23 protein-coding genes and 1 riboswitch are annotated in these 26,120 nt (G+C 74.3%); of the genes, 15 read left to right on the forward strand and 8 right to left on the reverse strand.

Annotated features, from left to right (window positions below):
- Positions 1-343: 343 nt before the first annotated feature.
- The 6 genes from ACQKM2_RS17795 to ACQKM2_RS17820 all read left to right on the forward strand — a co-directional run bounded on the left by ACQKM2_RS17795 (position 344) and on the right by ACQKM2_RS17820 (position 8,711).
- Positions 344-2,170: an AMP-dependent synthetase/ligase gene (locus ACQKM2_RS17795; protein ID WP_427710732.1), complete on the forward strand. Its 1,827-nt coding sequence runs from the start codon at positions 344-346 to the stop codon at positions 2,168-2,170.
- Between the two features lie 166 nt (positions 2,171-2,336).
- Positions 2,337-3,608 carry an ABC transporter substrate-binding protein gene (locus ACQKM2_RS17800; RefSeq protein WP_427710734.1) on the forward strand — a complete coding sequence of 424 codons (1,272 nt, stop codon included), beginning with the start codon at positions 2,337-2,339 and terminating at the stop codon, positions 3,606-3,608.
- Between the two features lie 10 nt (positions 3,609-3,618).
- Complete coding sequence (locus tag ACQKM2_RS17805; protein ID WP_427710736.1) at positions 3,619-6,423, forward strand: ABC transporter permease subunit; 2,805 nt, start codon at positions 3,619-3,621, stop codon at positions 6,421-6,423.
- Positions 6,420-7,187 (forward strand): ABC transporter ATP-binding protein, encoded by a 768-nt coding sequence (locus ACQKM2_RS17810; protein WP_427710738.1) that lies wholly within the window; start codon positions 6,420-6,422, stop codon positions 7,185-7,187. The genes ACQKM2_RS17805 and ACQKM2_RS17810 overlap by 4 nt, the downstream gene beginning before the upstream one ends.
- 248 nt (positions 7,188-7,435) lie before the next feature.
- Positions 7,436-8,278 (forward strand): aldo/keto reductase, encoded by an 843-nt coding sequence (locus ACQKM2_RS17815; protein ID WP_427710740.1) that lies wholly within the window; start codon positions 7,436-7,438, stop codon positions 8,276-8,278.
- Positions 8,279-8,285: 7 nt separating this feature from the next.
- The gene (locus ACQKM2_RS17820) at positions 8,286-8,711 is read left to right on the forward strand and encodes an RICIN domain-containing protein (protein WP_427710742.1); all 426 of its coding nucleotides are present in this window, start codon (positions 8,286-8,288) and stop codon (positions 8,709-8,711) included.
- A gap of 26 nt (positions 8,712-8,737) precedes the next feature.
- On the opposite strand, the gene ACQKM2_RS17825 is transcribed toward ACQKM2_RS17820, so the two are convergent.
- Positions 8,738-9,043 (reverse strand): 4a-hydroxytetrahydrobiopterin dehydratase, encoded by a 306-nt coding sequence (locus tag ACQKM2_RS17825; RefSeq protein ID WP_427710744.1) that lies wholly within the window; start codon positions 9,041-9,043, stop codon positions 8,738-8,740.
- A 214-nt stretch (positions 9,044-9,257) separates the two neighbouring features.
- Here ACQKM2_RS17825 and ACQKM2_RS17830 point away from each other — a divergent pair, with 214 nt between their 5' ends.
- Both ACQKM2_RS17830 and ACQKM2_RS17835 read left to right on the forward strand, forming a co-directional pair.
- Entirely contained in the window at positions 9,258-11,063 is a 1,806-nt protein-coding gene (locus tag ACQKM2_RS17830; protein WP_427710746.1) for a hydroxysqualene dehydroxylase, read from the forward strand.
- Between the two features lie 34 nt (positions 11,064-11,097).
- Positions 11,098-11,901 carry a helix-turn-helix domain-containing protein gene (locus tag ACQKM2_RS17835; RefSeq protein ID WP_427710748.1) on the forward strand — a complete coding sequence of 268 codons (804 nt, stop codon included), beginning with the start codon at positions 11,098-11,100 and terminating at the stop codon, positions 11,899-11,901.
- Here ACQKM2_RS17835 and ACQKM2_RS17840 read toward each other — a convergent pair.
- The gene (locus ACQKM2_RS17840) at positions 11,887-12,318 is read right to left on the reverse strand and encodes a hypothetical protein (protein WP_427710750.1); all 432 of its coding nucleotides are present in this window, start codon (positions 12,316-12,318) and stop codon (positions 11,887-11,889) included. The genes ACQKM2_RS17835 and ACQKM2_RS17840 overlap by 15 nt on opposite strands.
- A 369-nt stretch (positions 12,319-12,687) precedes the next feature.
- Here ACQKM2_RS17840 and ACQKM2_RS17845 point away from each other — a divergent pair, with 369 nt between their 5' ends.
- Entirely contained in the window at positions 12,688-13,251 is a 564-nt protein-coding gene (locus tag ACQKM2_RS17845) for a toxin-antitoxin system, toxin component (protein WP_427710751.1), read from the forward strand.
- Between the two features lie 78 nt (positions 13,252-13,329).
- Positions 13,330-14,529: an MAB_1171c family putative transporter gene (locus ACQKM2_RS17850; protein WP_427710753.1), complete on the forward strand. Its 1,200-nt coding sequence runs from the start codon at positions 13,330-13,332 to the stop codon at positions 14,527-14,529.
- Positions 14,530-14,536: 7 nt separating this feature from the next.
- Here the strand turns inward: ACQKM2_RS17850 and ACQKM2_RS17855 are convergent, their stop codons facing one another.
- A complete protein-coding gene (locus ACQKM2_RS17855) occupies positions 14,537-15,796 on the reverse strand; it encodes an NADH:flavin oxidoreductase/NADH oxidase family protein (RefSeq protein ID WP_427710755.1) in 1,260 nt (419 codons plus the stop codon).
- A gap of 60 nt (positions 15,797-15,856) precedes the next feature.
- Positions 15,857-16,702 carry a bifunctional 5,10-methylenetetrahydrofolate dehydrogenase/5,10-methenyltetrahydrofolate cyclohydrolase gene (locus tag ACQKM2_RS17860; protein WP_125824245.1) on the reverse strand — a complete coding sequence of 282 codons (846 nt, stop codon included), beginning with the start codon at positions 16,700-16,702 and terminating at the stop codon, positions 15,857-15,859.
- A 67-nt stretch (positions 16,703-16,769) separates the two neighbouring features.
- Positions 16,770-16,872: riboswitch (ZMP/ZTP riboswitch) on the reverse strand.
- Between the two features lie 57 nt (positions 16,873-16,929).
- Here ACQKM2_RS17860 and ACQKM2_RS17865 point away from each other — a divergent pair.
- Together ACQKM2_RS17865 and ACQKM2_RS17870 are read left to right on the forward strand one after the other, a co-directional pair.
- Complete coding sequence (locus ACQKM2_RS17865; RefSeq protein ID WP_427710757.1) at positions 16,930-17,691, forward strand: methyltransferase domain-containing protein; 762 nt, start codon at positions 16,930-16,932, stop codon at positions 17,689-17,691.
- Between the two features lie 214 nt (positions 17,692-17,905).
- Positions 17,906-19,492, forward strand: coding sequence for an RNA polymerase sigma factor (locus ACQKM2_RS17870; protein WP_427710759.1), 1,587 nt, complete (start codon positions 17,906-17,908; stop codon positions 19,490-19,492).
- A 79-nt stretch (positions 19,493-19,571) separates the two neighbouring features.
- On the opposite strand, the gene ACQKM2_RS17875 is transcribed toward ACQKM2_RS17870, so the two are convergent.
- The 4 genes from ACQKM2_RS17875 to ACQKM2_RS17890 all read right to left on the reverse strand — a co-directional run bounded on the left by ACQKM2_RS17875 (position 19,572) and on the right by ACQKM2_RS17890 (position 24,232).
- The gene (locus ACQKM2_RS17875; RefSeq protein ID WP_427710761.1) at positions 19,572-20,012 is read right to left on the reverse strand and encodes an SRPBCC family protein; all 441 of its coding nucleotides are present in this window, start codon (positions 20,010-20,012) and stop codon (positions 19,572-19,574) included.
- Positions 20,013-20,053: 41 nt separating this feature from the next.
- On the reverse strand, positions 20,054-21,445 hold the full coding sequence (locus ACQKM2_RS17880; protein WP_427710763.1) for an amino acid permease: 1,392 nt from the start codon (positions 21,443-21,445) through the stop codon (positions 20,054-20,056).
- 75 nt (positions 21,446-21,520) lie between these two features.
- Positions 21,521-23,545, reverse strand: a complete 2,025-nt coding sequence (locus tag ACQKM2_RS17885; RefSeq protein WP_427710930.1) for an alkaline phosphatase family protein — start codon at positions 23,543-23,545, stop codon at positions 21,521-21,523.
- Between the two features lie 282 nt (positions 23,546-23,827).
- Entirely contained in the window at positions 23,828-24,232 is a 405-nt protein-coding gene (locus tag ACQKM2_RS17890; protein WP_125819445.1) for a hypothetical protein, read from the reverse strand.
- A gap of 120 nt (positions 24,233-24,352) precedes the next feature.
- Between ACQKM2_RS17890 and ACQKM2_RS17895 the strand changes: the two genes are divergently transcribed.
- Genes ACQKM2_RS17895 through ACQKM2_RS17905 form a run of 3 tightly spaced genes read left to right on the forward strand, consistent with a single transcriptional unit; the run spans position 24,353 to position 26,096 of the window.
- Positions 24,353-25,129: an MBL fold metallo-hydrolase gene (locus ACQKM2_RS17895; protein ID WP_427710765.1), complete on the forward strand. Its 777-nt coding sequence runs from the start codon at positions 24,353-24,355 to the stop codon at positions 25,127-25,129.
- A complete protein-coding gene (locus ACQKM2_RS17900) occupies positions 25,126-25,767 on the forward strand; it encodes a DedA family protein (RefSeq protein WP_427710766.1) in 642 nt (213 codons plus the stop codon). Before ACQKM2_RS17895 ends, ACQKM2_RS17900 begins: the two co-directional genes overlap by 4 nt.
- Positions 25,764-26,096 carry a MazG-like family protein gene (locus tag ACQKM2_RS17905; RefSeq protein ID WP_427710768.1) on the forward strand — a complete coding sequence of 111 codons (333 nt, stop codon included), beginning with the start codon at positions 25,764-25,766 and terminating at the stop codon, positions 26,094-26,096. Before ACQKM2_RS17900 ends, ACQKM2_RS17905 begins: the two co-directional genes overlap by 4 nt.
- Positions 26,097-26,120 lie beyond the last annotated feature (24 nt).

Raw genomic sequence — 26,120 nt, forward strand, 5'->3', positions numbered from 1 at the left:
CTTTCGGCATTCCGGGGCGGGACGGCCTGTCAAGGGTGGAGCGCAGCGACATCGCGAAGCGACGCGACCGAAGGGAGCGCCCTTGACAGGGCGGCCCGAACCGGAAGGACGATGGGACTGACGGGAAACCCCCAAACCCTCCCCGATCCGGACCAGGGGGATCCCGCTCCCCCAGGCCCCGCCCCGCCCTGCCCGCCACGCGTGCGGGGCCCGTACATACGTCTGCGTCGCAGGTCGCGGGGGCTGTGGGGGCGGGGGGATCTTGTGGAGGTTTCCGTGGGGGTGCCGGGCGCGGGTGCGGGTGAGGTAGCGTCGCGGCGCCCTGCACGCAGAGGAGCGGAACTTGCGCGAGTTCACCGTCCCACCCCTGGTCACCGGCGCGCCGGCCGGAGGCCTGGCCGACACCGTCTTCCTCCGTGCCGGGCGGGATCCGGAGCACGTGGTGCTCGGGCGCAAGACCGACGGGGTCTGGCGGGACGTGACCGCCCGCCAGCTGGCCGGGGAGGTGCTCGCGCTGGCCAAGGGGCTGCTGGCGCAGGGGGTCCGTTTCGGGGACCGGGTCGCGGTGATGTCCCGTACCCGCTACGAGTGGACGCTGTTCGACTTCGCGCTGTGGGCGATCGGGGCGCAGCCCGTGCCGGTGTACCCGACGTCGTCGGCGGAGCAGGTGCACTGGATCCTGTACGACTCCGCCTGCACGGGCTGCCTGGTGGAGGACGAGGACCAGGCGATGACTGTGGGCTCGGTGATCGAGCGGCTGCCGGGGCTGCGGTTGCTGTGGCAGCTCGACGCGGGGGCGGTGGAGGAGCTGGTGGCGGCGGGGCGGGGGGTGGCCGAGGACGTGGTGCACCGCCACCGCGGGGCCGTGACCCCGGACGCCGTCGCGACCGTCATCTACACCTCGGGGACCATGGGCCGGCCCAAGGGCTGTGTGCTCACCCACGCGAACTTCATGTACGAGTCCGACACGCTGGTGGCGCGGTGGGAGGCGGTTTTCCGGGCGGGGCCGGGCGGGGAGCAGCCGTCGACACTGCTGTTCCTGCCGCTGGCCCACGTGTTCGGGCGGATGGTGGAGGTGGCGGCGGTGCGGGCCGGGGTGAAGCTGGGGCACCAGCCGGCGGTGGCCGCGGCCGAACTCCTGCCGGACATGGCCGCGTTCAGGCCGACGTTCGTGCTGGGGGTGCCGTACGTCTTCGAGAAGATCTTCGCGGCTGCGCGCCGGAAGGCGGAGGCGGAGGGGCGTCGGGGTCCCTTCGACCGGGCGGTGGAGGCGGCCGTCCGGTACGCGGAGGCGCGTGAGCAGAAGGCGTTCGGGAAGGGTCCGGGGCCTTCGGCGGCGTTGCGGATGGAGCACCAGGTCTTCGAGAAGCTGGTGTACGGGAAGGTCCGGGAGGCCCTGGGGGGCAGGGTGCGGTACGCGATGTCGGGCGGGTCGGCGATGTCGCGGCGGCTGGGGCTGTTCTTCGACGGGGCCGGGGTCACGGTGTTCGAGGGGTACGGGCTGACGGAGTCCTGTGCGGCGGCGACGGCGAATCCGCCGGGGGCGGTCAAGTACGGGACGGTGGGCCCGCCGATCCCGGGCGGCACGGTCCACATCGCCGATGACGGGGAGGTGTGGCTGCACGGCGGCCACGTCTTCTCGGGCTATCTGGGGGATCCGCGGTCCACGCAGGAGGTGCTGCGGGGCGGCTGGCTGGCGACCGGGGACCTGGGGCGGCTGGACGAGGACGGCTACCTGACCATCACGGGGCGCAAGAAGGAGATCCTGGTGACCTCCAACGGCAAGAGCGTGGCTCCGGCGGCCCTGGAGGAGCGGGTGCGTTCGCATCCGCTGGTGTCGCAGTGCGTGCTGGTGGGGAACGACCGGCCGTTCGTCGCGGCGCTGGTGACCCTGGACATGGAGGGGGTCGCGCACTGGCTGTCGATGCGGAAGCTGCCGCAGCGGACGGCCGCGCAGGTGGCGGGTGATCCGGATCTGACGGCGGAGGTGCGCAGGGCGGTGGTGGCCGCGAACACGCTGGTGTCGCAGGCCGAGGGGATCCGCGCCTTCCGGGTGCTGGCCGAGCAGTTCACGGAGGAGCGGGGGCTGCTGACGCCTTCGCTGAAGCTGAAGCGGCGGGCGATCGAGAAGGCGTACGAGCGGGAGGTTGCGGGCCTGTATCCGTCGTAGCACCGGCGTAGCGCCGTCGCGGCACCGGCGCGGAACCGGCGCGGAACCGGCGCGGAACCGACCGTGCACGTGATCTGACGGACCGTCATTTCATCCCGCCACAGATATTGACGGTGCGTCAGGTCACGCACAGAATGCGGGGATTCCTACGGAGGGGGATCCACCCATGTCGCGACCCATCCGCGCCCTGGCCGCCGCGGCGGCCGTGCTCGCGCTCGTCTCCGCCTGCAATTCCGCCTCCACCTCCGACCGGACGGCGCCGGGGAAGTCCGGGGACGCGCCCGGGGCCCAGCGCGGGGTCACCGACAAGAGCATCAAGGTCGGCGGGATCGTGTCGATGACCAGCGCCAGCGGCTACAGCAAGAAGGACACCGACCTCGGGGCGAAGGCCCGCTACCTCCGGGCCAACGCCGAGGGCGGCGTGCACGGGCGCACGATCGACTACATCGGCGCGGAGGACGACGGCCAGGACCCCGGGAAGAACCTGGCGGCGGCCCGCAAGCTCGTCCAGCAGGACAAGGTCTTCGCCGTCGCCCCGATGAGCTCGGTCACCTTCTCCGGCGCCGACTTCCTGGAGCAGGAGAAGGTCCCCACCTTCGGCTGGGGCACCCTGCCCTCCTTCTGCGGCCCCAAGCACATCTACGGGTTCAACGGCTGCCTGGTCCCCTCCCCCGGCGGCACCCTCAACCAGACCTGGCCCGAGGGCATCGCCAAGCTCCTCGGCGGGGCCGGGGGCAAGTCGGTCGCGGTCATCGCCAACGACAGCGACGCCGGCAAGTTCGGCATCCGCACCTTCCAGCAGGGCTTCGCCGCGGCCGGGTTCACCGTCTCCTACGCCAAGGCGTCGGTCCCCGCGACGGCCGTGCCCAGCGACTGGAGCGCTTACGTCAAGGAGATCATGGAGGGAAGCGGCGGCAAGGCGCCCGACGCCGTCGTCTCCGTCATGCAGACCCCGAACAACATCGGCCTCTTCACGGCCCTCAAGCGCGCCGGCTACAAGGGACTGCTCTCCGACCCGACCGACTACGACCCCGGACTGCTCGCCAAGGACGCCACCCGGCAGGCCCTCGAAGGGGTGCACGTCCTGCTCCAGTTCGAGCCCTTCGAGTCGGACGGTCCGAAGATGAAGCAGTTCAAGGCCGACATCAAGGCGGCCGCGGGCGGCCAGGACGTCCCGTTGAACATGCACATGCTCACCGGGTACATGTCGGCGGACCTCTTCCTCGCCATCGCCCAGAAGGCCGGCAAGGACCTCACCACCACGCACTTCCAGAACGCCGCCCAGGCCTTCTCCGACACCGGCACCCTCGTCGGCGACCGCGCCGAGCCCAAGGGCCAGAAGGACAGCTTCGGCTGCGGGGCGCTCGTCCAGCTCAAGGGCGGCCGGTACGAGGTCTCCGTGCCGTTCGAGTGCCACGAGCCCATCCCCTTCAAGTAGGGGCGGCGGCATGGGCGACCTGCTCGTCTTCGTACTGAGCGGCCTGGTCTCCGGGGCCCTGTACGCACTGCTCGCCACCGGGCTGGTGCTGTCGTACTCGGCGTCCGGGCTGTTCAACTTCGCGCACGGGGCCACCGCCTACCTGTGCGCGCTCACCTTCTACGAACTGCACTCGGGCCTGGGCTGGCCGGCCGTCCCGGCCGCCCTGCTGGTGGTGTGCGTACTCGCGCCCGGCCTCGGGTGGGGGCTGGACCGGCTGATGTTCCGCCGGCTCGCGCGGGTCGGCGAGACCGCCCAGATCGTGGCGACCATCGGCCTGCTGGTGGCGCTGCCGGCGGCCGGACTGTGGGCGGTGGAGGTCCTGACGGAGGCGGGCCTGCCGCTGAAGCCCGCCGAGAACCAGTTCGGGCTGCCCGGGGTCGGGCCGAGCCCCGCGCGCTCCTGGCAGCTCGCGGACGGCGTCGGCGTGGACTCCGACCAGCTGATCACCTGGGTGGTGACGGCGGTGGTCGCGGCCGCCCTGTGGGTACTGCTCCGGCACACCCGGCTGGGGCTGCGGCTGCGGGCCGCCGTCGACGACCGGTCGCTGACCGAGCTGCGCGGGATCAGCGCCGACCGGCTGTCGTCGATCGCCTGGATGATCGCCTCCGCGCTGGCCGGGCTCGCCGGGGTGCTGGCCACCCCGCTGCTGGGGCTGTCGGCGCACGACTTCACCCTGTTCCTGTTCGTGTCGGCGACCGCCGCCGTGATCGGGCGGTTCGCCTCCGTACCGCTGGCCTTCGCGGGCGGGCTGGGGCTCGGGGTGGTGCAGAACCTCGTCGCCGGGTACGCGTCCTTCGCCGAGGGGATCACCGGGTTCCGCACGGCGGTGCCGTTCCTGATCCTGTTCGGCGGGCTGCTGGTGCTGACCCGGCGGGCGCGGACCGCCGGGGTGACGGCCGTGGAGCCGCCGCCGCCCGACCATCTGGCCGGGGCCCCGTGGGGCCGCCGGTGGGGGGTGTGGGCGGCGGGGGCCGTCCTGCTGGGCACGGCCTTCTACACCGTCACCACCCCGTTCTGGAGCGGGCTGCTGGCGCAGGGGCTGGCCATCGGCCTGGTGTTCATGTCCTTCACGGTGGTGACCGGGCTCGGCGCGATGGTCTCCCTGGCCCAGGCCACCTTCGTCACCGGGGCCGCGCTGGTGGCGGGGCTGCTGATGGGCCGGGGCTGGCCCTTCGCGGCGGCCCTGGCGGCGGGTACCTGCGTGGCGGCCGCCCTGGGGGCGCTGGTGGCGCTGCCCGCGCTGCGGCTGGGCGGGCGCTCGCTGGCGCTGGCCACCCTGGCGCTGGCGTTCCTCGCCGACCAGGTGCTGTTCCAGATGCGGTGGCTGCGCGGCGGGGACGCGGGCTGGGCGGTGCCGAGGCCGGTGATCGGACCGGTGGACCTGTCCGACGACCGGGCCCTCGGGGTGGCCCTGGTGGTGCTGGTCTCGCTGGTGGCGGCCGCGCTGGGCGCGCTGCGGAACTCCCCGTCGGGGCGGGCGATGCTGGCGGTGCGCTCGGCCCCGGCGGCGGCCATGGCCTCCGGGGTGTCGGTGCTGCGGACGCAGCTGCTGCTGTTCACCCTGTCGGCGGGGCTGGCCGGCTTCGGGGGCGTGCTGTACGCCTCGTACAACACCCGGATCACGGCCACGGACTTCACCGCCATGACGGGGCTGGTGTGGCTGGCGGTGGTGGTCGCGGCCGGGGTGCGGCGGGCGCCGTACGCGGTCGTGGCGGGGCTGGTGTTCGCGGTGGCCCCGCGGCTGCTGTCGGACTACGTGACGGAGTCGGCGCACCTCCCGGTGATCCTCTTCGGCCTGGCCGGCCTGGCCCTGGCCAACGACCCCGACGGCTACTGCGCATCGCTCCCGATCCGCCGGGCCGTTGCCCTGGCCGGGCGGAAGGCGACCGGGCCGGGGGCCGCGGCCGCCGGGGCCGGCGAAACGGGTCCGGGGGCGGAGCCCGCGCCCGCGGCGGAGCCGCTGAGCGGTACTGCGGGAAGGGGTGGGGCGGCGGCAGGCCCCGCCGGGACCGGACCCGCCGCACCGGCGGGCCGCCACCGGGCCGTCCCGCAGCCGCGTGCGGCAGTGCCCGGCGGGTCGGCGGCGGCCCTCGAACTGCGCGGGGTCACCGCCGGGTACGACGGGGGGACCGTGCTGCACGGAGTGGACCTCGCCGTCCGGCGGGGGGAGATCCTGGCCGTGCTCGGACCCAACGGCGCCGGGAAGAGCACCGCCTGCCGGGTCGCGGCCGGGCTGCTGCCGGCCACGGGCGGGACGGTCGCGGTGGCCGGGCGGGACGCCACCCGCGACGGGCCCGTGCGGCGCTCGCGCGCCGGGGTGCTGCTCGCCCCCGAGGGCCGCGGGATCTTCCCGGCGCTCACCATCGAGGAGAACCTGGCCCTGTACCTGGAGGACCCCGGCGAACGGGACGCCGTGTACGGCCGGTTCCCCCGGCTGCGCGAGCGGCGCGCCGTCGCCGCCGGGGCCCTGTCGGGCGGGGAGCAGCAGATGCTCGCGCTCGCCCCGCTGCTCCAGCGCCCGCCGGCGGTGCTGATCGCGGACGAGCCCTCCCTCGGGCTCGCGCCGCGCGTCGTGGAGGAGGTGTACGCGCTGCTGACCGAGCTCCGCGACGCCGGCACCGCCCTGCTGCTGGTGGAGGAGAAGGCCGCGGAGATCCTCGGGATCGCCGACACGGTGGCCTACCTCGCACAGGGGCGGGTCTCCTGGTGCGGCCCCCGGGCCGAGGTGGAGGAGGACCGGCTGACCGAGGCCTACCTGGGGATGGCGCCATGAGCGAGGTGCTCCGTGCGAGCGGGATCGGCGTGAGCTTCGGCGGGGTCCGGGCGCTGGCCGGGGTGGACCTCGGGATCCGGGCCGGGGAGGTGTGCGGGCTGATCGGGCCGAACGGGGCTGGGAAGACCACCCTGTTCGACGTGCTGTCGGGGATCCGGCGCCCGGACCGGGGGCGGATCCTGCTGGACGGCGCGGACGTCACCCGCCGCTCCCCCGTGTGGCGGGCCCGGCACGGGATGCGCCGCACCTTCCAGCGGCAGCAGCTGTTCGGGCAGCTGAGCGTGGCCGACAACGTGCTCGTCGCGCAGGAGTGGCGGGGCGGCGGGGGCGGCCCGGCCGCGGACCTGCTGGCCCTGCCCGCCCGGCGGGCCCGGGAGCGGGCCCGCCGGGAGCGGGCCGGGCGGGTGCTGGCGGACTGCGGGATCGGCGGGCTCGGGTCCTCGTACGCGGGCGGGCTGCCGGTCGGGCAGGCCCGGATGGTGGAACTGGCCCGCGCGGTGGCCGACCCGCCGAGGGTGCTGCTGCTCGACGAGCCGGCGTCGGGGATGTCGTCGCCGGAACGGGAGCGGCTCGCGGGGGTGGTGCGGCGCCTGGCGGCGGAGGAGGGCTGCGCGGTGCTGCTGGTGGAGCACAACGTGGCGTTCGTGATGGACCTCTGCACCCGGGTCGTCGTCCTGGACCTGGGCTCCGTCCTCGCCGAGGGCACCCCGGCCGAGGTCCGCGCGGACCGGCGGGTGAGGGAGGCGTACCTGGGGTCGGCGTAGGGGCCGGTGAGCTGTGCGCGTACACCGTCCACCGGCTCACCGCGAACCGGCTTCGGCCGCCGTCACCGGCACGGCTGCCCCGGCGGCAAGAACGCCAGCCACCAGGACCTCGGGATCAACGCGCCCTGAGCGGAGCGGACGGGTGGCGGGAATAGGGTGGGCGCGGGGCCGGTTGTCGCCCCCGTGCGCCGCACCCCGTGGCACGGCGCGGCCGTACCGCTCCACCGAACCCGAGGGAACGACCAGACGTGAACCAGGTGCCCGCCGTCCGGCTCAACAACGGCACGTCCATGCCCCAGCTCGGCTACGGCGTCTGGCAGGTGCCGGACTCCGAGGCGAAGAAGGCCGTCTCGACGGCGTTGGAGGCCGGCTACCGCAGCGTCGACACGGCGGCGGTGTACGGGAACGAACGCGGCACCGGCAAGGCGATCGCCGCCTCCGGGATCCCGCGCGAGGAGCTGTTCGTCACCACCAAGCTGTGGAACAGCTCCAAGCAGCGGTGGGGCCGGGACGAGACGCTGCGCGCCTTCGACGACTCGCTCGGCAAGCTGCGCCTGGACCACGTCGACCTGTACCTGATCCACTGGCCGCGTCCGATGCGCGACGACTTCCTGACCATCTGGAAGACCTTCGAGGAGATCGCGGCGAGCGGCCGGGCCCTGGCGGTCGGGGTGTCGAACTTCCGCCCCGAGGACCTGGAGCGGCTGCGCGAGGTGAGCCCGCTGGTGCCGGCGGTGAACCAGATCGAGCTGCACCCGCTGTTCCCGCAGGCCGGGCTGAGGGAACTGCACGCCTCCCTGGGCATCGCCACCGAGGCCTGGTCGCCGCTGGGCCAGGGCAAGGAGCTGCTCGGGCTGCCGGCGGTGGTGTCGGTCGCCGCCAAGCACGGGCGCAGCGCCGCGCAGGTGGTGCTGCGCTGGCACCTCCAGCTGGGCAACGTGGTGATCCCGAAGTCGGTGACGCCGTCCCGGATCCGCGAGAACCTGGACGTGTTCGGCTTCGAGCTGGATGCCGAGGACCTGGCTGCGCTGGACGCGCTGGGCGCGGGCGGGCACCGGATCGGGCCGGACCCGGCCGTCTTCGACATCTGAGCCGCGGGTGGGCATCGAGGACGGGACCTATCGGATCCGCAACGTGGACAGCGGGCTGGTGCTGCAGCTGGAGGGCGCTTCCCGGGTGCGGGTCGGACCTGACGGGCCGCCCGCTCCGGCGGCGGCCCGGCGGTGGCGGATCTCCGCCGTGCACAGCGGCGGCGGGGTGTTCCACGTGGTGAGCGAGGACAACGGGCGGCGCCTGGACGTGGCGAACGCCTCGGTCGAGAGCGGGGCCCGGGTGCAGGTGTGGCGGGCCAACGCCTTCGGCGCCCAGGAGTGGCTGGTGGAGGAGCACCTGGACGATCCGGGGGTGGTGTCGCTGGTGGCGTGCATCAGCGGGCTGCCGCTGGAGGCCGACGGCGAGGGGCGGGTCCGGCAGGGCGAGGACACCGACTCGCCCTCCCAGTGGTGGCGGCTGGATCCCGTCTGAGGCGCCCGCCCGCGCGGGCGGGCGGGTCAGGCCGCGCCGTGGGCGGGGGCCAGGGCCTCGACGCGTTCGGCGAGGTCGAAGTCCTTCTCGGTGACGGCGCCGCCGGCGTCGTGGCTGTTCACCGAGAGGCGGACGGTGTTGTAGCCGAGGGTGAGCTCGGAGTGGTGGTTGAGCTCGTCCTGGACCGCGCAGATGTGGGCGACCAGGGCGCTCGCGGCCCGGTGCGTGCCGACCCGGTACGTGCGCTCGATCCGGTCGTCGCCGTAGGCCCAGCCGGGGAGCTCCCGGAGCCGGTCCTCGATCTCCTTCTGCGAAAGCGGTTCGCTCGGCATCCGCAGTCTCCTTCCCCGTGTTCTTACCGGTGTTCTTGCCGGTGTTCTTGCCGGTCGTCCCTTGATGTGCTGTCAGTTTTCCACGGCGCGCGCCGTGGTGAACCTTTCCCGCCATAGTGCGCCCGGGTGCTTCACGACGCTTCCGGGGCCCCGCCGCCCGCCCTATGCTCCAGCGCCGGACCGAGCATTACCACCGGTAACAAGGAGGCGGGGCATGGCCGGTACGGGTGACACGGGCACCACGGGAAGCTCCAGGCGCAGGTTCATCGCGGGCGCCGCGTCCGCCGCGGGCACCCTCCCGGCCCTGGGCGCCCTAGCGGCGCCCGCCTCGGCCGCCGCGGGCCCGCCACCGGCCCCCGCGGGGCGCTCCGTCGCCGTCCTGGGCGGCGGGGTGGCCGGGCTGACGGCCGCGCACGAGCTGGCGGAACGCGGCTACGCCGTCACCGTGTACGAGCGCCGCGCGCTGGGCGGCAAGGCCCGCAGCATGGACGTGCCCGGCAGCGCCCGGGGCGGCCGCAGACCGCTGCCGGCCGAGCACGGGTTCCGCTTCATCCCCGGGATCTACCACAACCTCCCGGACACCATGCGCCGCATCCCCTTCCCCGGCAACGCGAACGGCGTGTGGGACAACCTGGTGGCCCCGCCGGAGATGATGTTCGCCCGGGCGGGCGGCCGCGAGGACCTGCGCGCGCCCATCCCCTGGCCCGGCCACTCCCCCGCCGGGCTGTCCCCGGAGGAGCTGCGGCGCGCCCTGACCGGGATGCTGGAGTCCCTGGTCCGGCTGCCCGCGCACGAGACCGCGTACTTCGCCAACCGGGTGCTCGTCTTCCTGACCAGCTGCGACGAGCGCCGCGACGAGGTGTGGGAGCGCACCCCCTGGTGGGAGTTCACCCGGGCCGCGCGGATGTCCACCGAGTACCAGCGCATCCTGGCCGTGGGCATCACCCGCAACATCGTGGCCACCAAGGCCGAGGAGGCCTCGACCCGTACGGTCGGCACCCTCGGGGAGGCCTTCGTCTGCAACGCGCTCGGCCAGGGCGCGGACGGCCCGCCGGACCGGATCCTGAACCTGCCGACCAACGAGGCGTGGATCGATCCGTGGGAGCGCCACCTGCGCTCGCTCGGCGTGGAGTTCAGGATCGGCTGGACCGTCCAGGAGGTGCGGTACGGGGACGGCCGGGTGAGCGGGGTCGCGGTCCTGGATCCGGACGGGGCGCGGCGGACCGTCACCGCCGACCACTACGTCAGCGCCCTGCCCGTGGAGCACGCCCGCCGCACCTGGAGCCCGGCGCTGCGGGCCGCGGACCCCATGCTGGGGCGCTGCGACCGGCTGCGGACCGACTGGATGACCGGAATCCAGTTCTATCTGACGGAGCGCGCCCCGCTGGTGCACGGGCACCTGAACTGCATCGACTCGCCCTGGTCGTTGACGGCGATCCAGCAGGCCGAGCACTGGCCGGCCCGGGACTTCCCGGCCGACTACGGCGACGGCACGGTCGTGGACTGCCTGTCGGTGGACGTCTCCGAGTGGGACAGGCCCGGGATCCTGTACGGGAAGACCGCCAAGCAGTGCACCCGGGAGGAGGTGGCCCGGGAGGTGTGGGCCCAGCTGAAGGCCTCCCTCAACGACACCGGCCGGACCCTGCTGGCCGACCGCACCCTGCACTCCTGGTTCCTGGACCCGGGCGTGGACGGGCTGGGCACCCCGGAGCCCACCAACCAGGACGAGTTGCTGATCCACCCGACCGGGACCTTCCACGACCGGCCGGGCGCGGGGACCCGCGTCCCGAACTTCTTCCTCAGCGGTGACTACGTGGCCGTCGACATCGACCTCGCGACGATGGAGGGCGCGAACGCCTCGGCCCGGGCGGCCGTCAACGCCCTGCTGGACCGGGACGGTTCGGGGGCGGCGCGGTGCGCGGTCATCCCCCGGCACCGGCCGCCGGAGCTGGAGGCCGCGAAGCGGCACGACCTGTGGCGCTACCGTCTCGGCTTGCGGAACGTCTTCGACCTGGGCTGATCGGGGGGGGCTCCGCTCGACTACCGTCGTGGGCATGACCTCCACGACCTCCTCGGCGCCCACGGTCGGCGCCCTGCTCCGGACCTGGCGGCAGCGGCGCGGGATCAGCCAGCTGGAACTGGCGGGCCGCGCCGACTCCTCGTCCCGCCACATCAGCTTCATCGAGACCGGCCGGTCCCGGCCGAGCGAGGAGATGGTGCTGCGGCTCGCCGACCGCCTCGACGTACCGGTGCGGGAGCGCAACGCGCTGCTGCTCGCGGCGGGTTACGCCCCGCACTACGCGCACACCGCGCTGGACGACCCGGCCATGGAGACGCTGCGGGAGGGGATGCAGCGGCTGCTGACCGGCTACGAGCCCTACCCGGCGCTGGTCGTCGACGCGGTCTACGACGTGGTGGCCGCCAACCGGGGCATCGGGATGCTGCTGGACGGGCTGCCCGAACACCTGCTGACGCCGCCGCTGAACGCGATGCGGATCACCCTGCACCCGGAGGGCCTCGCCCCGCGGATCCACAACCTCAGGGAGTGGCGCGGGCACCTGCTGGCGCAGATGGAGCGGCAGATCGCGCTGGCCCGCTCCGCGCCGCTGCGCGCGCTGTACGAGGAGGTGTCGGCCTACCCGGTGCCGGAGCGCCCGGGGGACGCCGAACCGGACGAGGCGGTCCCGTACATCGCGCTGCCGCTGGTGATCGAGCACGACGGGCACCTGCTGTCGTTCGTGTCGTCGATCGCGACCTTCAACACGCCGATGGACGTGACCGTCGCCGAGCTGGCCATCGAGACGCTCCTCCCGGCCGACCCGGCGACGGTGAAGTACCTGCGCTCACTGGGCCCCTGAGCCCCCGCCGGCCGAGCGCAGCGCCAGCTGCTGGAGGAGCGCGAAGCCGGCCACGGTGAGGGCCTGCGCCGGGATCCACACGGCGCCGGCCGTGGTCGGCTCGAACCAGACGGCGAGGGAGACCAGGCTGAGGGCGGCCCACGCGTAGTTGGCCTCGATGACGAACTTCACCGGGAGGACCGGCGGCCGCCGGCGCGAGGCCAGCCAGCCGACGCCGGCGCCGTAGGCGGTGAGGAAGAGGCCGAGTTCGAAGAGGGTGGCCTGGCCGACGCCGAGGAGCCGGCCGAGCGGTGCGGAGAAGGCCGCGTAGGCGAGGCCGTTGCCGGCGGTGACCACCGCGTCGAGGGCGAGGAAGCGGCGCAGCACGGTCTGCGGGGCGGTGGTACGGGCGATGCTGCCGAGCAGGGTCGCGGACATGACGGTTCAGCCTCCATCGAGGTCGTCGGTACTGGTGGGAGCGGGCCCCGGAGCCGAGTGCGCGGCCCCGGAACCCGATGCCCCCACTCTGCCGCCGGCCCCGGGGCGGGGTCGATTACCTCCGGGGTCATGGCCGTCGCCGCGGGGGGAGTGTGGGGGATGCGGTGGTTGGGGGCGGGGGCGGCGGTTAGGCTTCACCGCACCGAGCCACCGACCCGAACGCCCTGTCGGGACGCGGAGAACCGTCCGGTGCGGGCCGCCGCCCGAGCCGGTTCCGGCGGGGCCGGGGCCGCCGTGCCGTGGTGCCGGCGGGGCCGGGCCCGAGCCGCGGGCCGCGCGCCCGGACCTTACCGCCGAGGGGGAAGCGCCATGAGGACCACACGGACCATGCGGAAGCTCGGCGCCGAGCTGGTGGCGGAGGCGCGGCTGACGGCACCGGCCGGGGCCGAGGCGATCATCGGGGGTCTGTGCGCGGCGTTCGGGCGCCGGCGCGGCGGGCGGCCGGTGGATTTCCGCTTCGCCCCGTTCCCGCCGGAGACCGCCAGCGGTCTGTGGCTGGAGCTGGAGGAGCGCGACCTGGTCGTGGTGGAGGCCCGGACCCGGCCCGAGCACCAGCTGGTGATCGCCTGCCACGAGCTGTGGCACATCGAGGAGGGCGCCTGCGACGGCCACGGCCCCGGCATGGCGGTGGCGGCCCGTCTGACGGGCCCGCACGGCAGCCTCGCGGACCTGCTGCGGCGGGACTCGGCCCTGGACTCGGTGGTCCGTCAGGCGGCCGCGCGCGCCGACCGGGAGGATCCGGCCGAGATCCGGGCCGAGACCTTCGGCCTGCACCTGGGCAAGGTCCTGAAGGCGTTCCTGCCCCCGCCCCGGCAGGAGCCCTCCCCCGACGGGACCGAGCGCATCAAGTCCTCGCTCGGCTGGAACCGCTGACCGCCCCGACAGAAAGCACCGCACGATGCCCCCCACCTGCGCCCCGCTCCTGTGTCCCGACACCCCCGGCCGTCCGCGGTGAAGGACGGACTGCCGCTCTACCTCGCGGGTTCGGTGCTGGTGCTGGCCCTGCTGATCAAGGCGCCGGCCCTGCGCAGGGGCTGGGACCAGCCGCTGATGCGGGCCGTGTGCGCGCTGCTGGTGGTCGGCTGCCTGCTCACCTTCCTGGCGCCCCCGCCGTCCCTCGCGGCGGTCAACCGCCTCACCGGGGTCGCCAACTTCGCCGCCCCGCTGGTGTACGGCGTGCTGACGGCCTTCTCGGGGGCCTCCATCGTGCTCATCCTGCACTGGGCGGGGGGTCCCGCGGCGGCGCTGCGGCGGGCGACCTGGGTGACGGTGGCGGTGTTCGGCGCGGTCACCGTGCTGATCGTGGCCTTCTTCGTGCTGGGGGACGCGCGCGTGGAGCGGCTGCGGGACCTGGACACGTACTACGCGAACACGCCGTGGCTGCGCGAGATGATCGTCTCCTACCTGCTGGCGCACACCGTCGGCAGCGCCGCGCTGAGCCTGCTGTCCCTGAAGTGGATGCTGCGCGTCGACCCGGCGCTGCGGCCGCTGCGGACCGGGCTGGCACTGCTGACCCTGGGCGGGGTGCTGGACCTCGGGTACCTCGTGGCGAAGTGGGCGGCGGTCGGAGCCCGCTGGGCGGGCCGCGACTGGGACGGCCTGTCCACGTACGTGGCCCCGCCGCTCGCCTCGGCGGCGGCGCTGCTGGTGGGTACCGGGTTCATCGTCCCGATGGTCGGCGGTTCGGCGGCCTGGCGGGACTTCAGCCAGTACCGGCGGCTGCGCCCGCTGTGGAAGGCCCTGCGCGGGTTCGCCCACGCGAGCGTGGCGACGGTGCCGCTGACGTGGTGGTCGCCGGTCGGGATCCGGCTGATCCACCGCGAGTCGGTGATCGACGACGGGCTGCTGGCGCTGGCGAGCTGGTTCGACCCGGCCGTGCGGACGGCCGCGTACGGGGCCGCCCGCCGCCAGGGCCTGACCGAGGCGTGCGCGGCCGTGGTGGCGGACGCGGCGATGCTCGCCGCCGCCTGCCGGGCGCGGGCCGCCGCCGAAGGCCCGGGCGCCCCGGCCACCCCGGGCGCGGGCTCGGCGGAACCGGCCCCGTACCGCCTGGACGGGCAGCCGCTGGCGGCGCTCGCCCGCGAGTTCCGCGGCTCGCCGATCGTGGACGCGGCCCGCCGGGGCCTCCCGGTCGGCCGGGAGGCCGGCTAGGAACCGGCTAGGAGGCCGGTCCGGGGATGCCGGTGGCCGGCTCGCGGGCGAGCCACTCCCCGTACGCCCGGACCCTGCGGCGGTGCCGGAGGCTGTCGGTGGTGAAGATCCAGCGCGGTGAGACGCGGCTGCGGGGTTCCCGCCCCTGGGCGAGCCGGGCCAGCTGGAAGCGTACGAGGGCCAGCGTGCCCGCGGCCGCCAGGCTCCGGTCCCGCCAGCCGAGCCGGGGCACGTCCACCCGTACGTCCTCGCCGGCGCGCCAGCGCTCGGGCAGGTCGGGGCGCAGCGCCAGGGCGGAGGCCATGCCGACGACGGCGACGCCGCGGGCCAGGGCCTTCTCGGCGGTGGCCCGGCGGGTGATGCCGCCGGTCAGCATCAGGGGCACGGCCGCGGTCTCCAGGAGGCGCTCCGCGAGGGACAGGAAGTAGGCCTCCCGCTCCAGGGTCCGCTGGTCGGTGGTGTGGCCCATGCTGGCGGGGCTCTCGACGGTGCCGCCGGACAGCTCGACCAGGTCCACGCCGAGGCCGTCGAGGGCGGTGATGACCTGGGCGGCCTCCTCGCTGTCGAAGCCCCCGCGCTGGAAGTCGGCGGCGTTCAGCTTCACGCCGATCGCGAAGCCGGGCGAGACCCGGGCCCGGACGGCGGCGACGGTGTCGGTGAGCATCCGTACGCGGTTGTCCAGGCTGCCGCCCCAGCGGTCGGTGCGGTGGTTGACGAGCGGGGAGAGGAACTGGCTGAGCAGGTAGCCGTGCGCGGCGTGGACCTGTATGCCGTGGAAGCCCGCTTCCTCGGCGCGTCCCGCGGTGAGGGCGAAGCGGGCGATGGTCGCCTCGATGTCGGCCTCGGTCATGGCGGTGGGGTGGGCGAAGCGCTTGGTGTGCTTGCCGAGGCTGATGGGGACGGCGGAGGGGGCCCAGGCGGTGCCGGGCATGTCGGAGCCGACCTGGCGGCCGGGGTGGTTGATCTGCATCCAGACCCGGGCCTCGCCCGAGGCCGCGGCAGCGGCCCAGCGGCGGAAGGGCTCCAGCGGGGAGTGCTCGTCGAGGACGACGGTGCCCGGGGAGGTCAGGGCGCGCCGGTCGACCATCACGTTGCCGGTGATGACCAGTCCCGCGCCGCCGCGCGCCCAGCGGGCGTACAGCCGCTCCATGCGCTCGTCGGGGAGCTGGCCGGGCTGGGCGGCGAAGCTCTCCTCCATGGCTGCCTTGGCGAGACGGTTGGGAAGGGTGGTGCCTCCCGGCAGGTCTAGCGGTGTGAACAGGTCCATCCGAGTCCCCCAAGCTTGTGGCGCGGCCGTCACGCGGGGCCGCGCCACAAGATGATCGCCTCAGAGCTCCGCGAGGTCCAGCCCGGCCTGGGCCGCGGCGGCCTGGACGGTCTGCTCCAGCAGGACCGCGATGGTCATCGGGCCGACGCCGCCGGGCACCGGGGTGATGAGGGAGGCGCGGGCGGCGGCCGACTCGAAGTGGACGTCGCCGACGTTGCCCTCGTTGTAGCCGGCGTCCAGGACGACGGCGCCGGGCTTGATGTCCTCGCCCCGGATGAACTCGGCCTTGCCGACGGCGGCGACCAGGACGTCCGCCTGGCGCACGATCGAGGGCAGGTCCTGGGTGCGGGAGTGGCAGTAGGTGACGGTGGCGTTCTTCTCCAGCAGCAGCATCCCGGCGGGCTTGCCCAGGATCGCGCTGCGGCCGACGACGACGGCGTGCTTGCCGGTGAGGTCCACGTCGTACTCCTCCAGCAGGCGCATGATGCCGCCGGGGGTGCAGGAGACGAAGCCGGGCAGGCCGAAGCCCATGGCGGCGAAGGAGTGCATGGTCACGCCGTCGACGTCCTTGCCGGGGGCGATGGCCTCGAAGGCGGCGCGCTCGTCGATGTGGTGCGGGACGGGGTGCTGGAGCAGGATGCCGCTGATCTCCGGGTCCTCGGAGAGGGCGGTGATCGCGGCGACGAGCTCCTCGGTGGTGGTCCCGGCCGGCAGCTCCACGTGGCGGGAGGTGATCCCGGCCTTGGCACAGCGGTTCTGCTTCATCTTGACGTAGGTCACGGAAGCGGGGTCCTCGCCGACGAGGACGGTGGCGAGGCAGGGGGCGGTGCCGGTGCGCTCGGTGATCTTCGCCGCGAGGGCGGCGGTCCGCTCGGACACGCGGCGGGCGAGGGCGGTGCCGTCCATGAGCTGGGCGGTGGCGGTGGGGGCAGTCGTCACGGGGTCTCCTGAACGTCGCTGCGGATCGCGGTTCGCGGTTCGCCCAGGCGCGCGGCAGACGGCGTACGGACCGTGGAGGCGTACGCCGGGCCGCTCCCCGGTGGTGATCCACCCGAACGCCAGTCACGGCCCGGGGCCCACTGTAGTCGACTTATCCAGTGGATGACCGGGGCCCGAGCTGGGACGATCGAGACATGACGCGCACTTTCGACCATCTCGTCGCCGAGGCGGAGTCCGTCTCCGTCGACGGCTGGGACTTCTCCTGGCTCGACGGCCGGGCCACCGAGCAGCGGCCCTCCTGGGGCTACCAGCGGCTGCTGGGCGAGCGCCTGGCGACCGTCCGCTCGGCCCTGGACATCCAGACCGGCGGGGGCGAGGTGCTCGCCGGAGCGGGCCCGCTGCCCCCGCTGACGGCCGCCACCGAGTCCTGGCCGCCGAACATCGACCGGGCCACCCGGCTGCTGCACCCGCTGGGCGCGGTGGTGGTGGCGGACTCCGACGAACCGCCGCTGCCCTTCGGGGACGGGGCCTTCGAGCTGGTCGCCAGCCGGCACCCGGTGACGATCTGGTGGGACGAGATCGCGCGCGTGCTGGCACCCGGCGGCACCTACCTGTCGCAGCAGGTGGGTCCGGCGAGCGTCTTCGAGCTCGTCGAGTACTTCCTCGGCCCGCAGCCGGAGGAGGTCCGGCGGGCCCGCCACCCCGACGACGCGGTCGCCGACGCGAGCCGCGCCGGACTGGAGGTCACCGATCTGCGCTCCGAGCGGCTGCGTACGGAGTTCCACGACATCGGTGCCGTGATCTACTTCTTGAGGAAGGTGATCTGGATGGTTCCCGGCTTCACGGTCGGCCGGTACCGGGACCGGCTGCGCGAGCTCCACGAACGGATCGGGCGCGAGGGTCCGTTCGTCGCGCACACCGCCCGTTTCCTGATCCAGGCCCGCAAGAAAGAGTGACCCGGAGGGCGGACGGATCCACGCCGGATCGGTTGCACGGCCACAGCGTGGCGCAGGTCACTCAATTCAGCGCGTAACGAATCGACTCGGGCAGGCGATGAACCGACAGGTGTCCTCGCGCGGCCCCGGAATACAGACCCGCCTGGGTCTGTTTCCCGAGTCCGCGCGATGATGTCCCGCCCACTCCTTATCTGTTCGCAACGAGAGGCTCCTTGTGTCGCTCAGCCCGTCCCGTACGTTCCCTCCGGAGATCGCCGAATCCGAGGCCCTGGTCGCGCTCGTCGAGCGCGGCCGCGAGCAGGGTCACATCAACGGTGACGATGTCCGCCAGGCCTTCGAGGCCGGCCGCATCCCGGTGGACCAGTGGAAGCGGGTCCTGCGCAGCCTGAACCAGGTCCTGGACGAGGAGGGCGTCGCCCTCCACGTCAGCGCCGCCCCCGCCACGAAGGCTGCTGCCAAGAAGCCCCGCAAGGCAGCTGCCGCGCCCGCCCGCACCGTGACGAAGAAGGCGGTCGCCCCGCCGCGCCCGATCGGCGCGCGCAAGGCCTCCGCCACCGCTCCCGCCCCGGCCGCGGCCGCGGCGATATCCGCTCCGTCGGCCGCCGCGTCGGAGGAGGTGTCGGCCGAGGCCGCCGCCGAGCCGAAGAAGCGCGTGGTCAAGAAGGCCGCCGCCAAGAAGGCCACGGCCACCAAGAAGACCGCCGCCTCGAAGAAGGCCGGTGCCAAGGACGCCGACGACGCCGAGAACCCGGCCGTCGAGGGCGAGGACTGGGCCGTCGAGGACCTGGCGGACGAGACCGAGGAGGAGGCGCCCAAGGCCGGCGGCCAGGGCTTCGTGCTGTCCGACGAGGACGAGGACGACGCCCCGGCTCAGACGGTCATGGTGGCCGGTGCCACCGCCGACCCGGTCAAGGACTACCTGAAGCTGATCGGCAAGGTGCCGCTCCTCAACGCCGAGCAGGAGGTCGAGCTCGCCAAGCGCATCGAGGCGGGCCTGTTCTCCGAGTACAAGCTCGAAGAGGAGGAGGACCACAAGCCCGCGTTCAAGCGCGAGCTGGAGATCCTCGTCGAGGACGGCCGCCGGGCCAAGAACCACCTGCTGGAGGCCAACCTCCGTCTCGTGGTCTCGCTGGCCAAGCGCTACACGGGCCGCGGCATGCTCTTCCTGGACCTGATCCAGGAGGGCAACGTCGGTCTGATCCGCGCGGTGGAGAAGTTCGACTACACCAAGGGCTTCAAGTTCTCCACGTACGCGACCTGGTGGATCCGGCAGGCGATCACGCGTGCCATGGCCGACCAGTCGCGCACCATCCGCATCCCCGTCCACATGGTCGAGATCATCAACAAGCTCGCCCGTGTGCAGCGCCAGATGCTCCAGGACCTGGGCCGCGAGCCCACCCCGGAGGAGCTGGGCAAGGAACTCGACATGACCCCCGAGAAGGTCATCGAGGTCCAGAAGTACGGCCGCGAGCCGATCTCCCTGCACACCCCGCTGGGTGAGGAGGGCGACAGCGAGTTCGGTGACCTCATCGAGGACTCCGAGGCGGTCGTGCCGGCCGACGCCGTGTCCTTCACCTTCCTCCAGGAGCAGCTCCAGTCCATCCTGGGCACGCTCTCCGAGCGCGAGGCGGGCGTGGTCTCCATGCGCTACGGCCTCAACGACGGCCAGCCGAAGACGCTGGACGAGATCGGCCGCGTGTACGGGGTCACCCGTGAGCGCATCCGCCAGATCGAGTCCAAGACCATGTCGAAGCTGCGCCACCCGTCGCGTTCGCAGGTCCTGCGCGACTACCTGGACTGATCCGGTCCCGGTTCCGGACACACGAGAGGCCCGCGCCGTCACGGCGCGGGCCTCCGCGTTTCTCCCCGCCGGTGCGGGGTCAGTGCTCCAGGAGGTGCTTGAGCTTCTCCTCGCTGCGCGGCATCTCCTTGCGCAGCCTGGGCTTCACCACCAGGGGGACCAGTCCCCGGCCCAGGCCGTGGCCCTCGAAGTCCACGGACAGGGTCACGCGGGAGCGCGTCCCGTCGTCGAGGGGCTCGATCCTGCCGTGCACGTCGGGCCGGACCGGGCCGTCGACTCCGTGGAGGTGCCAGCTCCGCGGCGGGTCGAGCGCGGTGAACTCCACCAGGGTGGGGATCCTCCGCTTGCCGAACCGCCGGGTGATGGCGACCCTGGAACCGACGTGCACGGGCAGGTCGCCCATGGGGACGGCGGTCACGGCGCTGTCCTGCCACTCGGGCAGGTGCGTGGGGTCCGTCACGTAGGCGAAGACGTCCTCGGGCCTGCGGTCGATGTCGATGGTCTTGCTGATCGCGGACATGGCGACCCCTCGGAGCCCCCCTGGCCGGTCTTGGTTCCAAACTACTCCGGGGCGGTGACGGCCGCGCGGTTCTTGCGGGCGGCCATCAGCGCGTAGACGAGGACGCCCGCGAAGAGGAAGAGCACGCCCTGGTAGACGGCCGCGTAGCCGGACCCGGCGACCAGCCACATCGAGAAGGCGAAGGCCGCACCGGCGAGGACGGCGTCGCGGACCAGCCGCCCGCGCCGGACCCGCTCGCCCTGGCCCGAGGCCAGGAAGTACAGCTGGGCGGCGGTGGAGAGCAGGTAGGGGACGGTCGCGGTGAAGGTCGTGATCAGGACGAGCGACTCGAAGACCGCCGCCGAGCCCGCCGTGTAGTTGTAGACGGTCAGGGCGGAGGCCAGGACGACGGTGACCACGACGCCGACGACGGGGACGCCCCGCTGCTTCTTCTCGAAGGCCTTCGGGAAGAGCCCGTCCTTGGCTGCCGCGTACGGGGTCTGCGCGCTGAGCAGGGTCCATCCGTTGAGGGCGCCGAGCATCGAGACCACGGCCGCGCCGGCGACGAGGGTGCCGCCCCAGGTGCCGCCGAAGATGGCGTTCACGGCGTCCGTGAAGGGGGCCTCGGAGGCGACCAGCTTGTCGTGGGCGACCAGGCCGAAGACCGACAGGGTGCCGAGCAGGTAGACGGTGGCAGCGCCGATGGTGCCGAGGACTGTGGCCCGGCCGACGTTGCGCGCCGGGTCGCGGACCTCGCCGGCGCTGACGGCGGCGGACTCGACGCCGATGTAGCTGAAGAGCAGGATCGCGGCGGAGGCGGAGACGGCCCCGACGGGGCTCTGGTCGGTGGCCTGGAAGGGGCCGAGGTTCGCCGGGTCGAAGAAGAACAGTCCGCCCACGGCCACGAGCAGCAGCGGGACGAGCTTCAGGACGGTCGCGACGACCTGGACGGCCCCCACGTACCGGGTGCCGGCCAGGTTGGAGAGGGCGGGCAGCCACTGCACGGCCAGGGCGGCCAGGCACATCGTCCACCGGTGCTCCCCGACGGCCGGGAACAGCACGGCGAGGTAGCCGACGGAGGCCACGGCGAGCGCGGCGTTCGAGACCCAGGCGGTCATCCAGTAGCTGTACGCGGCGAGGAAGCCGGCGAAGTCGCCGAAGGCGGCGCGCACGTACACGTACGGGCCGCCGGTCTGCGGGTGGAGCTGGGCGAGGCGGCCGAAGACGAGGGCGAGGGCGATCGCGCCGAGGGTCAGGACGGCGAAGGCCAGGAGGCTGATGGTGCCGAAGGGGGCGACCGAGGCGGGGAGCAGGAAGATGCCGCCGCCGATGACGTTGCCCATGACCAGGCAGACGGCGACCGGGAGGCCGAAGCGGCGGGCGTGCCGGTCTCCCTGGCGGGGGGCCTGCGGGGGTGCCGTTGCTTCGGCGGGCGGGGCTGCGGTGCTGGTCATCGGTGGTGCGCCTCTGGGTGTCTCACATGCTGGTCAGGTCAACACATGGTTGACCACCGTGAAGTGGGCGCCAAATCACCGGGTTTCGTCCGGCGCGGAGACCTCCCCGGAAGGAAGGATTCCATCCGAAGGGGCTCCCGGCCGGGAATCCTCCCGCCGGGCGGGCGGGGCCAGCGGAACCTGGGGGCCGTCCGCCTCGCGCAGCCAGCGGCGCAGCACCGCGTGCACGGCCTCGGCGCCCACCGGGTCCGGGTCCGGCTCCGACAGCACGGTCGGCCACATCAGGAAGGGGTGCGCCTGCTCCCCGCCCAGCCCGCCGTGCGAGCCGATCTGCTCCTCGAAGGCGTGCACGGCACCGGTCCCGGGGTCGTACGCCGAGTTGACCATGATGTCGGCCACGTGCGGGAAGGAGTCCGTCCGGCGCACGGCCCGTGCCGCTCCCGGCCCGAACGGGGCCAGCAGCGCCTCCGCCTCCCCCGGTACGTCCAGCCGCGCCACCGCCCCGTCCGGGCCCAGCACCTCCCCGTCGACCAGCAGGAAGCCGACGCCCGGGTGGTTGGCCAGGGTGGGCAGCAGGGCGGGGTGGGCCCGCTCGATCAGCGCCCGCGACGCCCGCCCCGGCAGGTCCGGGAAGGAGATCAGGCCCAGGTTGCCCGACGCCAGCACCACCGGACCGGGCCCCGGTCCCGGACGGGCCTCCTCCGCCGCCTCCTCCACCGGCCGGTGCAGGGCCGCGAGCACCGCCGCACGGGCCTCGGCCCCGCTGCGCGTGCGGCCGGCCCGGCGGGAGACGGGCAGCCCGCAGCCCGCCCGGACCAGGTCCTTCAGGCTGAGCCCGTACCGGCCGAGGAAGGTCTCCCCGGGGCTCTGGCCGTGGTCCGACAGCAGCACGAGGCGGTACTCCCGGGGGGCGTGCTCGGCGACCCGGGCGATCAGCGCGAGGCTCCGGTCGAGCCGGGCGAGCACCCGGTCGGTGTCCCGGCCCCGGGGGCCCGAGTGGTGCGCGACCTCGTCGTAGGCGACCAGGTCGGCGTAGACGGCGGCGCGTCCGGCGAGCACGTCCCCGATCACCGCGGCGGCCACCACGTCCCGCTCGACCACCGTCGCGAAGGCCCGGATCAGCGGGTAGAGCCCGCCGCGGGCCACCCGGGGCCGGTCCCCGCGCAGCCGGGAGCGCAGCGACTGGCCGATCTCCCGGCCCACTTCGGCGATGAAGGACAGCGCGGTGCGCACGGCGTTGGCCGGGTCGGAGAAGTACGCGAAGTAGCCCGCGCGGGAGCGGTTGGCGCGGCCCCGCCGGGCCGCGACGGACAGCACCAGCGCCAGCTGGTCGGCGCCCCCGCTGAACAGGTTGCCCCGGCTGGCGCCGTCCAGGGTGAGCAGCCCGCCGTCCCGGGTCCGCTCGACGGCCCGGCGCTGGAGTTCGGCGGCGCTGGTGGGCCGGTTGCAGACCATCACCTCGCCGGTGTCCTTCTCGTACCAGCGGAAGGCGGGGACGTCGAAGTTGGAGCCGTGCAGGATGCCGAGCTGGCTGGCGCCGGTCTGGCTGGACCAGTCCGTGTGCCAGGGCATGACGCGGTGGCTGGTCTCCAGCCAGCCGGCCACGGTGGGCATCAGCCCCTCGGCCGCCGCCCGGCGCAGCGCCTCGTAGCCGACCCCGTCGAGCTGGAGGAAGACCAGCCCGGGGCTGCCGCCGGGGGGTGCCCCGAAGCGGCGGCGGCGCCGGTCGGCGAGCCGGTACAGGCGGCGGCGGTAGGCCTCGTCGTCGCGGACCGCGAGCGCGGTGGAGGTGGCCGAGGCCACGGCGGACATCGCGGCGGCCACGACCACCGCCGTCTCGGGCGCGACGGCCGCGCCCCGCCCGGCGGGGATCAGGCTGAGGGCCATGAGCAGCAGCGAGCCGTTGAGGAAGAACACCAGCAGCCCGAGCACGAGGGCGGGCACCAGCAGCAGGGCCCGTACCAGGACCGGCCACACGAGCGCGCTCAGCAGGCCGAAGACCCCGGCGCCCCAGGCGGCCGTCAGCCCGATCCGGGTGACGCTGTCACCGTCGGCGGACTGGAGGCGGAAGTCGGGCAGGATCCCGGCGAGCACGAGCATGGTCAGGGTGGACGCCGCCCAGACGAGCACCACGCGCACCAGTGCCCCGCCCGCGGCCCGCCAGCGCAACCGCTCCCGCCACACGCCGCACCCGCCTCGCTCCCCGGCCCGCGCCCGGCCCGCGGTCCCCTCTGCCAGCGTCGCACAGGGCGGCGGGAGCGGCCGGTCGACACGGGTGGCGCACGGGAGTACGGGACGCGGCGGACCGGCGGCGGACGGGTGCCGCCGCGGCGGACCGCCGTACCGGGGCGCCGTGCCGGGCCGCCGGGTCAGGCGCTCGGGTCAGGTGCCGTCGTAGCCGGCGGTCGGCATGGACAGCCGGCGGTGCACCTCGGCCTTCATGGCGGAGGTGTAGGCCGGCTCCTCGGCCCCCGCGGTCTCCAGGCGTACGCCGCGCCGCTCGCACTCGGCGGTGAACTCCTCGACGGAGCGCAGCGCCCGGGCCAGGACCCGGCGGTTGGGGGCGACGAACAGGTCGACCTGTCCGGCGTCCACGTCGCGCCAGAGCCCGCAGTGGTCGGCCCGCAGCCCGTAGAAGAGCAGGTGCCGGGTGACCACGTACCCCTGCTCGGCGGCCCAGCGCGCGCACACGGCGTGCTGGCCGCGGGTGTCCACGGCGAAGGGGTCGGCGTCGAGTTCCTCAAGCGGGGCCAGGCTGGCGATCGCGGCCACGCGCAGCGCATCCATGGCGCCCGACCCTACTCCGATCCGGGCCCGGGGAGGAGGGGTGCGCCGGGTTCTGCTTCCGCGCGGGCGGGCAGGGATCGGCCTAGGCTCGGTCTGTCGAGGGAAGGGGGTGGGGCCGGGGTGGCCGTGGAGATCACCTGGTGGGGTCATGCCACGTGTGCGGTACGGGACTCGGGGGTGCGGGTGCTGACCGATCCGCTGTTCGCCCGGCGGCTCGCGCACCTGCGGCGGCGGCGCGGGGCGCTGCCGCCTCCGGAGGCCGCGGAGGCGGACGTGGTGCTGGTGTCGCACCTGCACGCCGACCACCTGCACCTGCCGTCGCTGGCGCTGCTGGCGCCCGGCACCCGGCTGGTGGTGCCGCGCGGGGCCCGCCGGGCGGTGCCGGGGCTGGCGCGGCTCGCGGGGGCGCGGGGGCTGGCGGTGACGGAGGTGGTGCCGGGCGAGGAGGTCGGCGTGCGGGACGGGGTGCGGGTCCGGGCGGTGAGCGCGCGGCACGACGGGCGCCGGGTGCCGTTCGGGCCGCAGCGGGCGCCGGCGCTGGGGTACGTGGTGCAGGGCGCGGCGCGCACGTACTTCGCCGGGGACACCGGGCTGTTCGACACCATGGCCGAGGAGGTCGGTCCGGTGGACGTGGCGCTGCTGCCGGTCGGGGGCTGGGGGCCGTACCTGGGGCCGGGACACCTGGACGCGGAGCGGGCGGCGCGGGCCCTGGCGGAGCTGGCTCCGGCGGCGGCGGTGCCGGTGCACTACGGGACGTACTGGCCGATCGGGATGGACGCGGTGCGGCCGCACGAGTTCCACGCGCCGGGCGGGGAGTTCGCCCGGCTGGCGGGGCGGCTCGCGCCGAAGGTGGCGGTACGGGTCCCCGGGCACGGGGAGCGGGTGCTGCTGCCGTGACGCGGTGGCGGGTGGCGGCGGAGGTGGTGGGCCGGGTGCCGCCGGAGACCACGCAGCAGGCGGTGGGGTATCCGGCGCTGTTCGTGCTGGTGGCGTTGGGGGCGCTGGTGCCGGTGATCCCGACGGGGGCGCTGGTGAGTTCGGCGGCGGTGGTGGCGTTCCACCAGCGGTCGCTGTCCCTCGGGGTGCTGCTGGTGGTCGCGGTGGCCGCGCTGGCGGCCTTCTGCGGGGACGTCGCGCTGTACTGGCTGGGCTCGCGCGGGGTGCGTTCGCGGGGCGGGTCGCGGTGGCTGGAGTCGCTGCGGGGGCGGGCCGAGCCGGAGCGGCTGGAGCGGGCGCGGCGCAGGCTGGACGAGCACGGGGTGCTGGTGCTGGTGCTGTCGCGGCTGGTCCCGGCGGGCCGGATCCCGGTGATGCTGGCCTGCCTGCTGGGCGGGGTGCCGCTGCGCCGGTTCGCCCGGGGGGACGCGCCGGCCTGCGTGGCGTGGGCGGCGACGTACGGGCTGATCGGGATCCTGGGCGGCTCGCTGTTCTCGGAGCCGTGGAAGGGCGTGGTGCTCGCGGTGGGCCTGACGCTGCTGATCAGCGCGGCCCCGGGGGTGTGGCGGCGGCTGCGGCCGGGCAGGGTCCGGCAGTGAACTCCGCCTCCTGGGACACGGTCCGCGCCCTCGCCGCCCGCTTCGAAGCGGCCGCCGCCGCGCGCGGGGTGCACCCTCCGCAGAGCCACGTGCTGCAAGTGCTGAAGATCGGAGAGGAGTTCGGGGAGGCCGCGCAGGCGGTGATCGGCGCGACGGGGAGCAACCCGCGCAAGGGGCACTCGCACAGCTGGGACGACGTGCACGACGAGGTGTGCGACGTCATCATCACCGGGATGGTGGCGCTGGCCCGGATGCGTCCCGACGCGCCGGCCTACTTCGCGGAGCAACTGGCCCTGAAGTCGGCCCGCTTCCTCCCGGACGCCGACTGAGCCCGCCGGGCCGGCCGCCGCCGG

It is taken from the genome of Streptomyces sp. NPDC004126 (assembly GCF_050275515.1).
GTDB lineage: Bacteria > Actinomycetota > Actinomycetes > Streptomycetales > Streptomycetaceae > Streptomyces.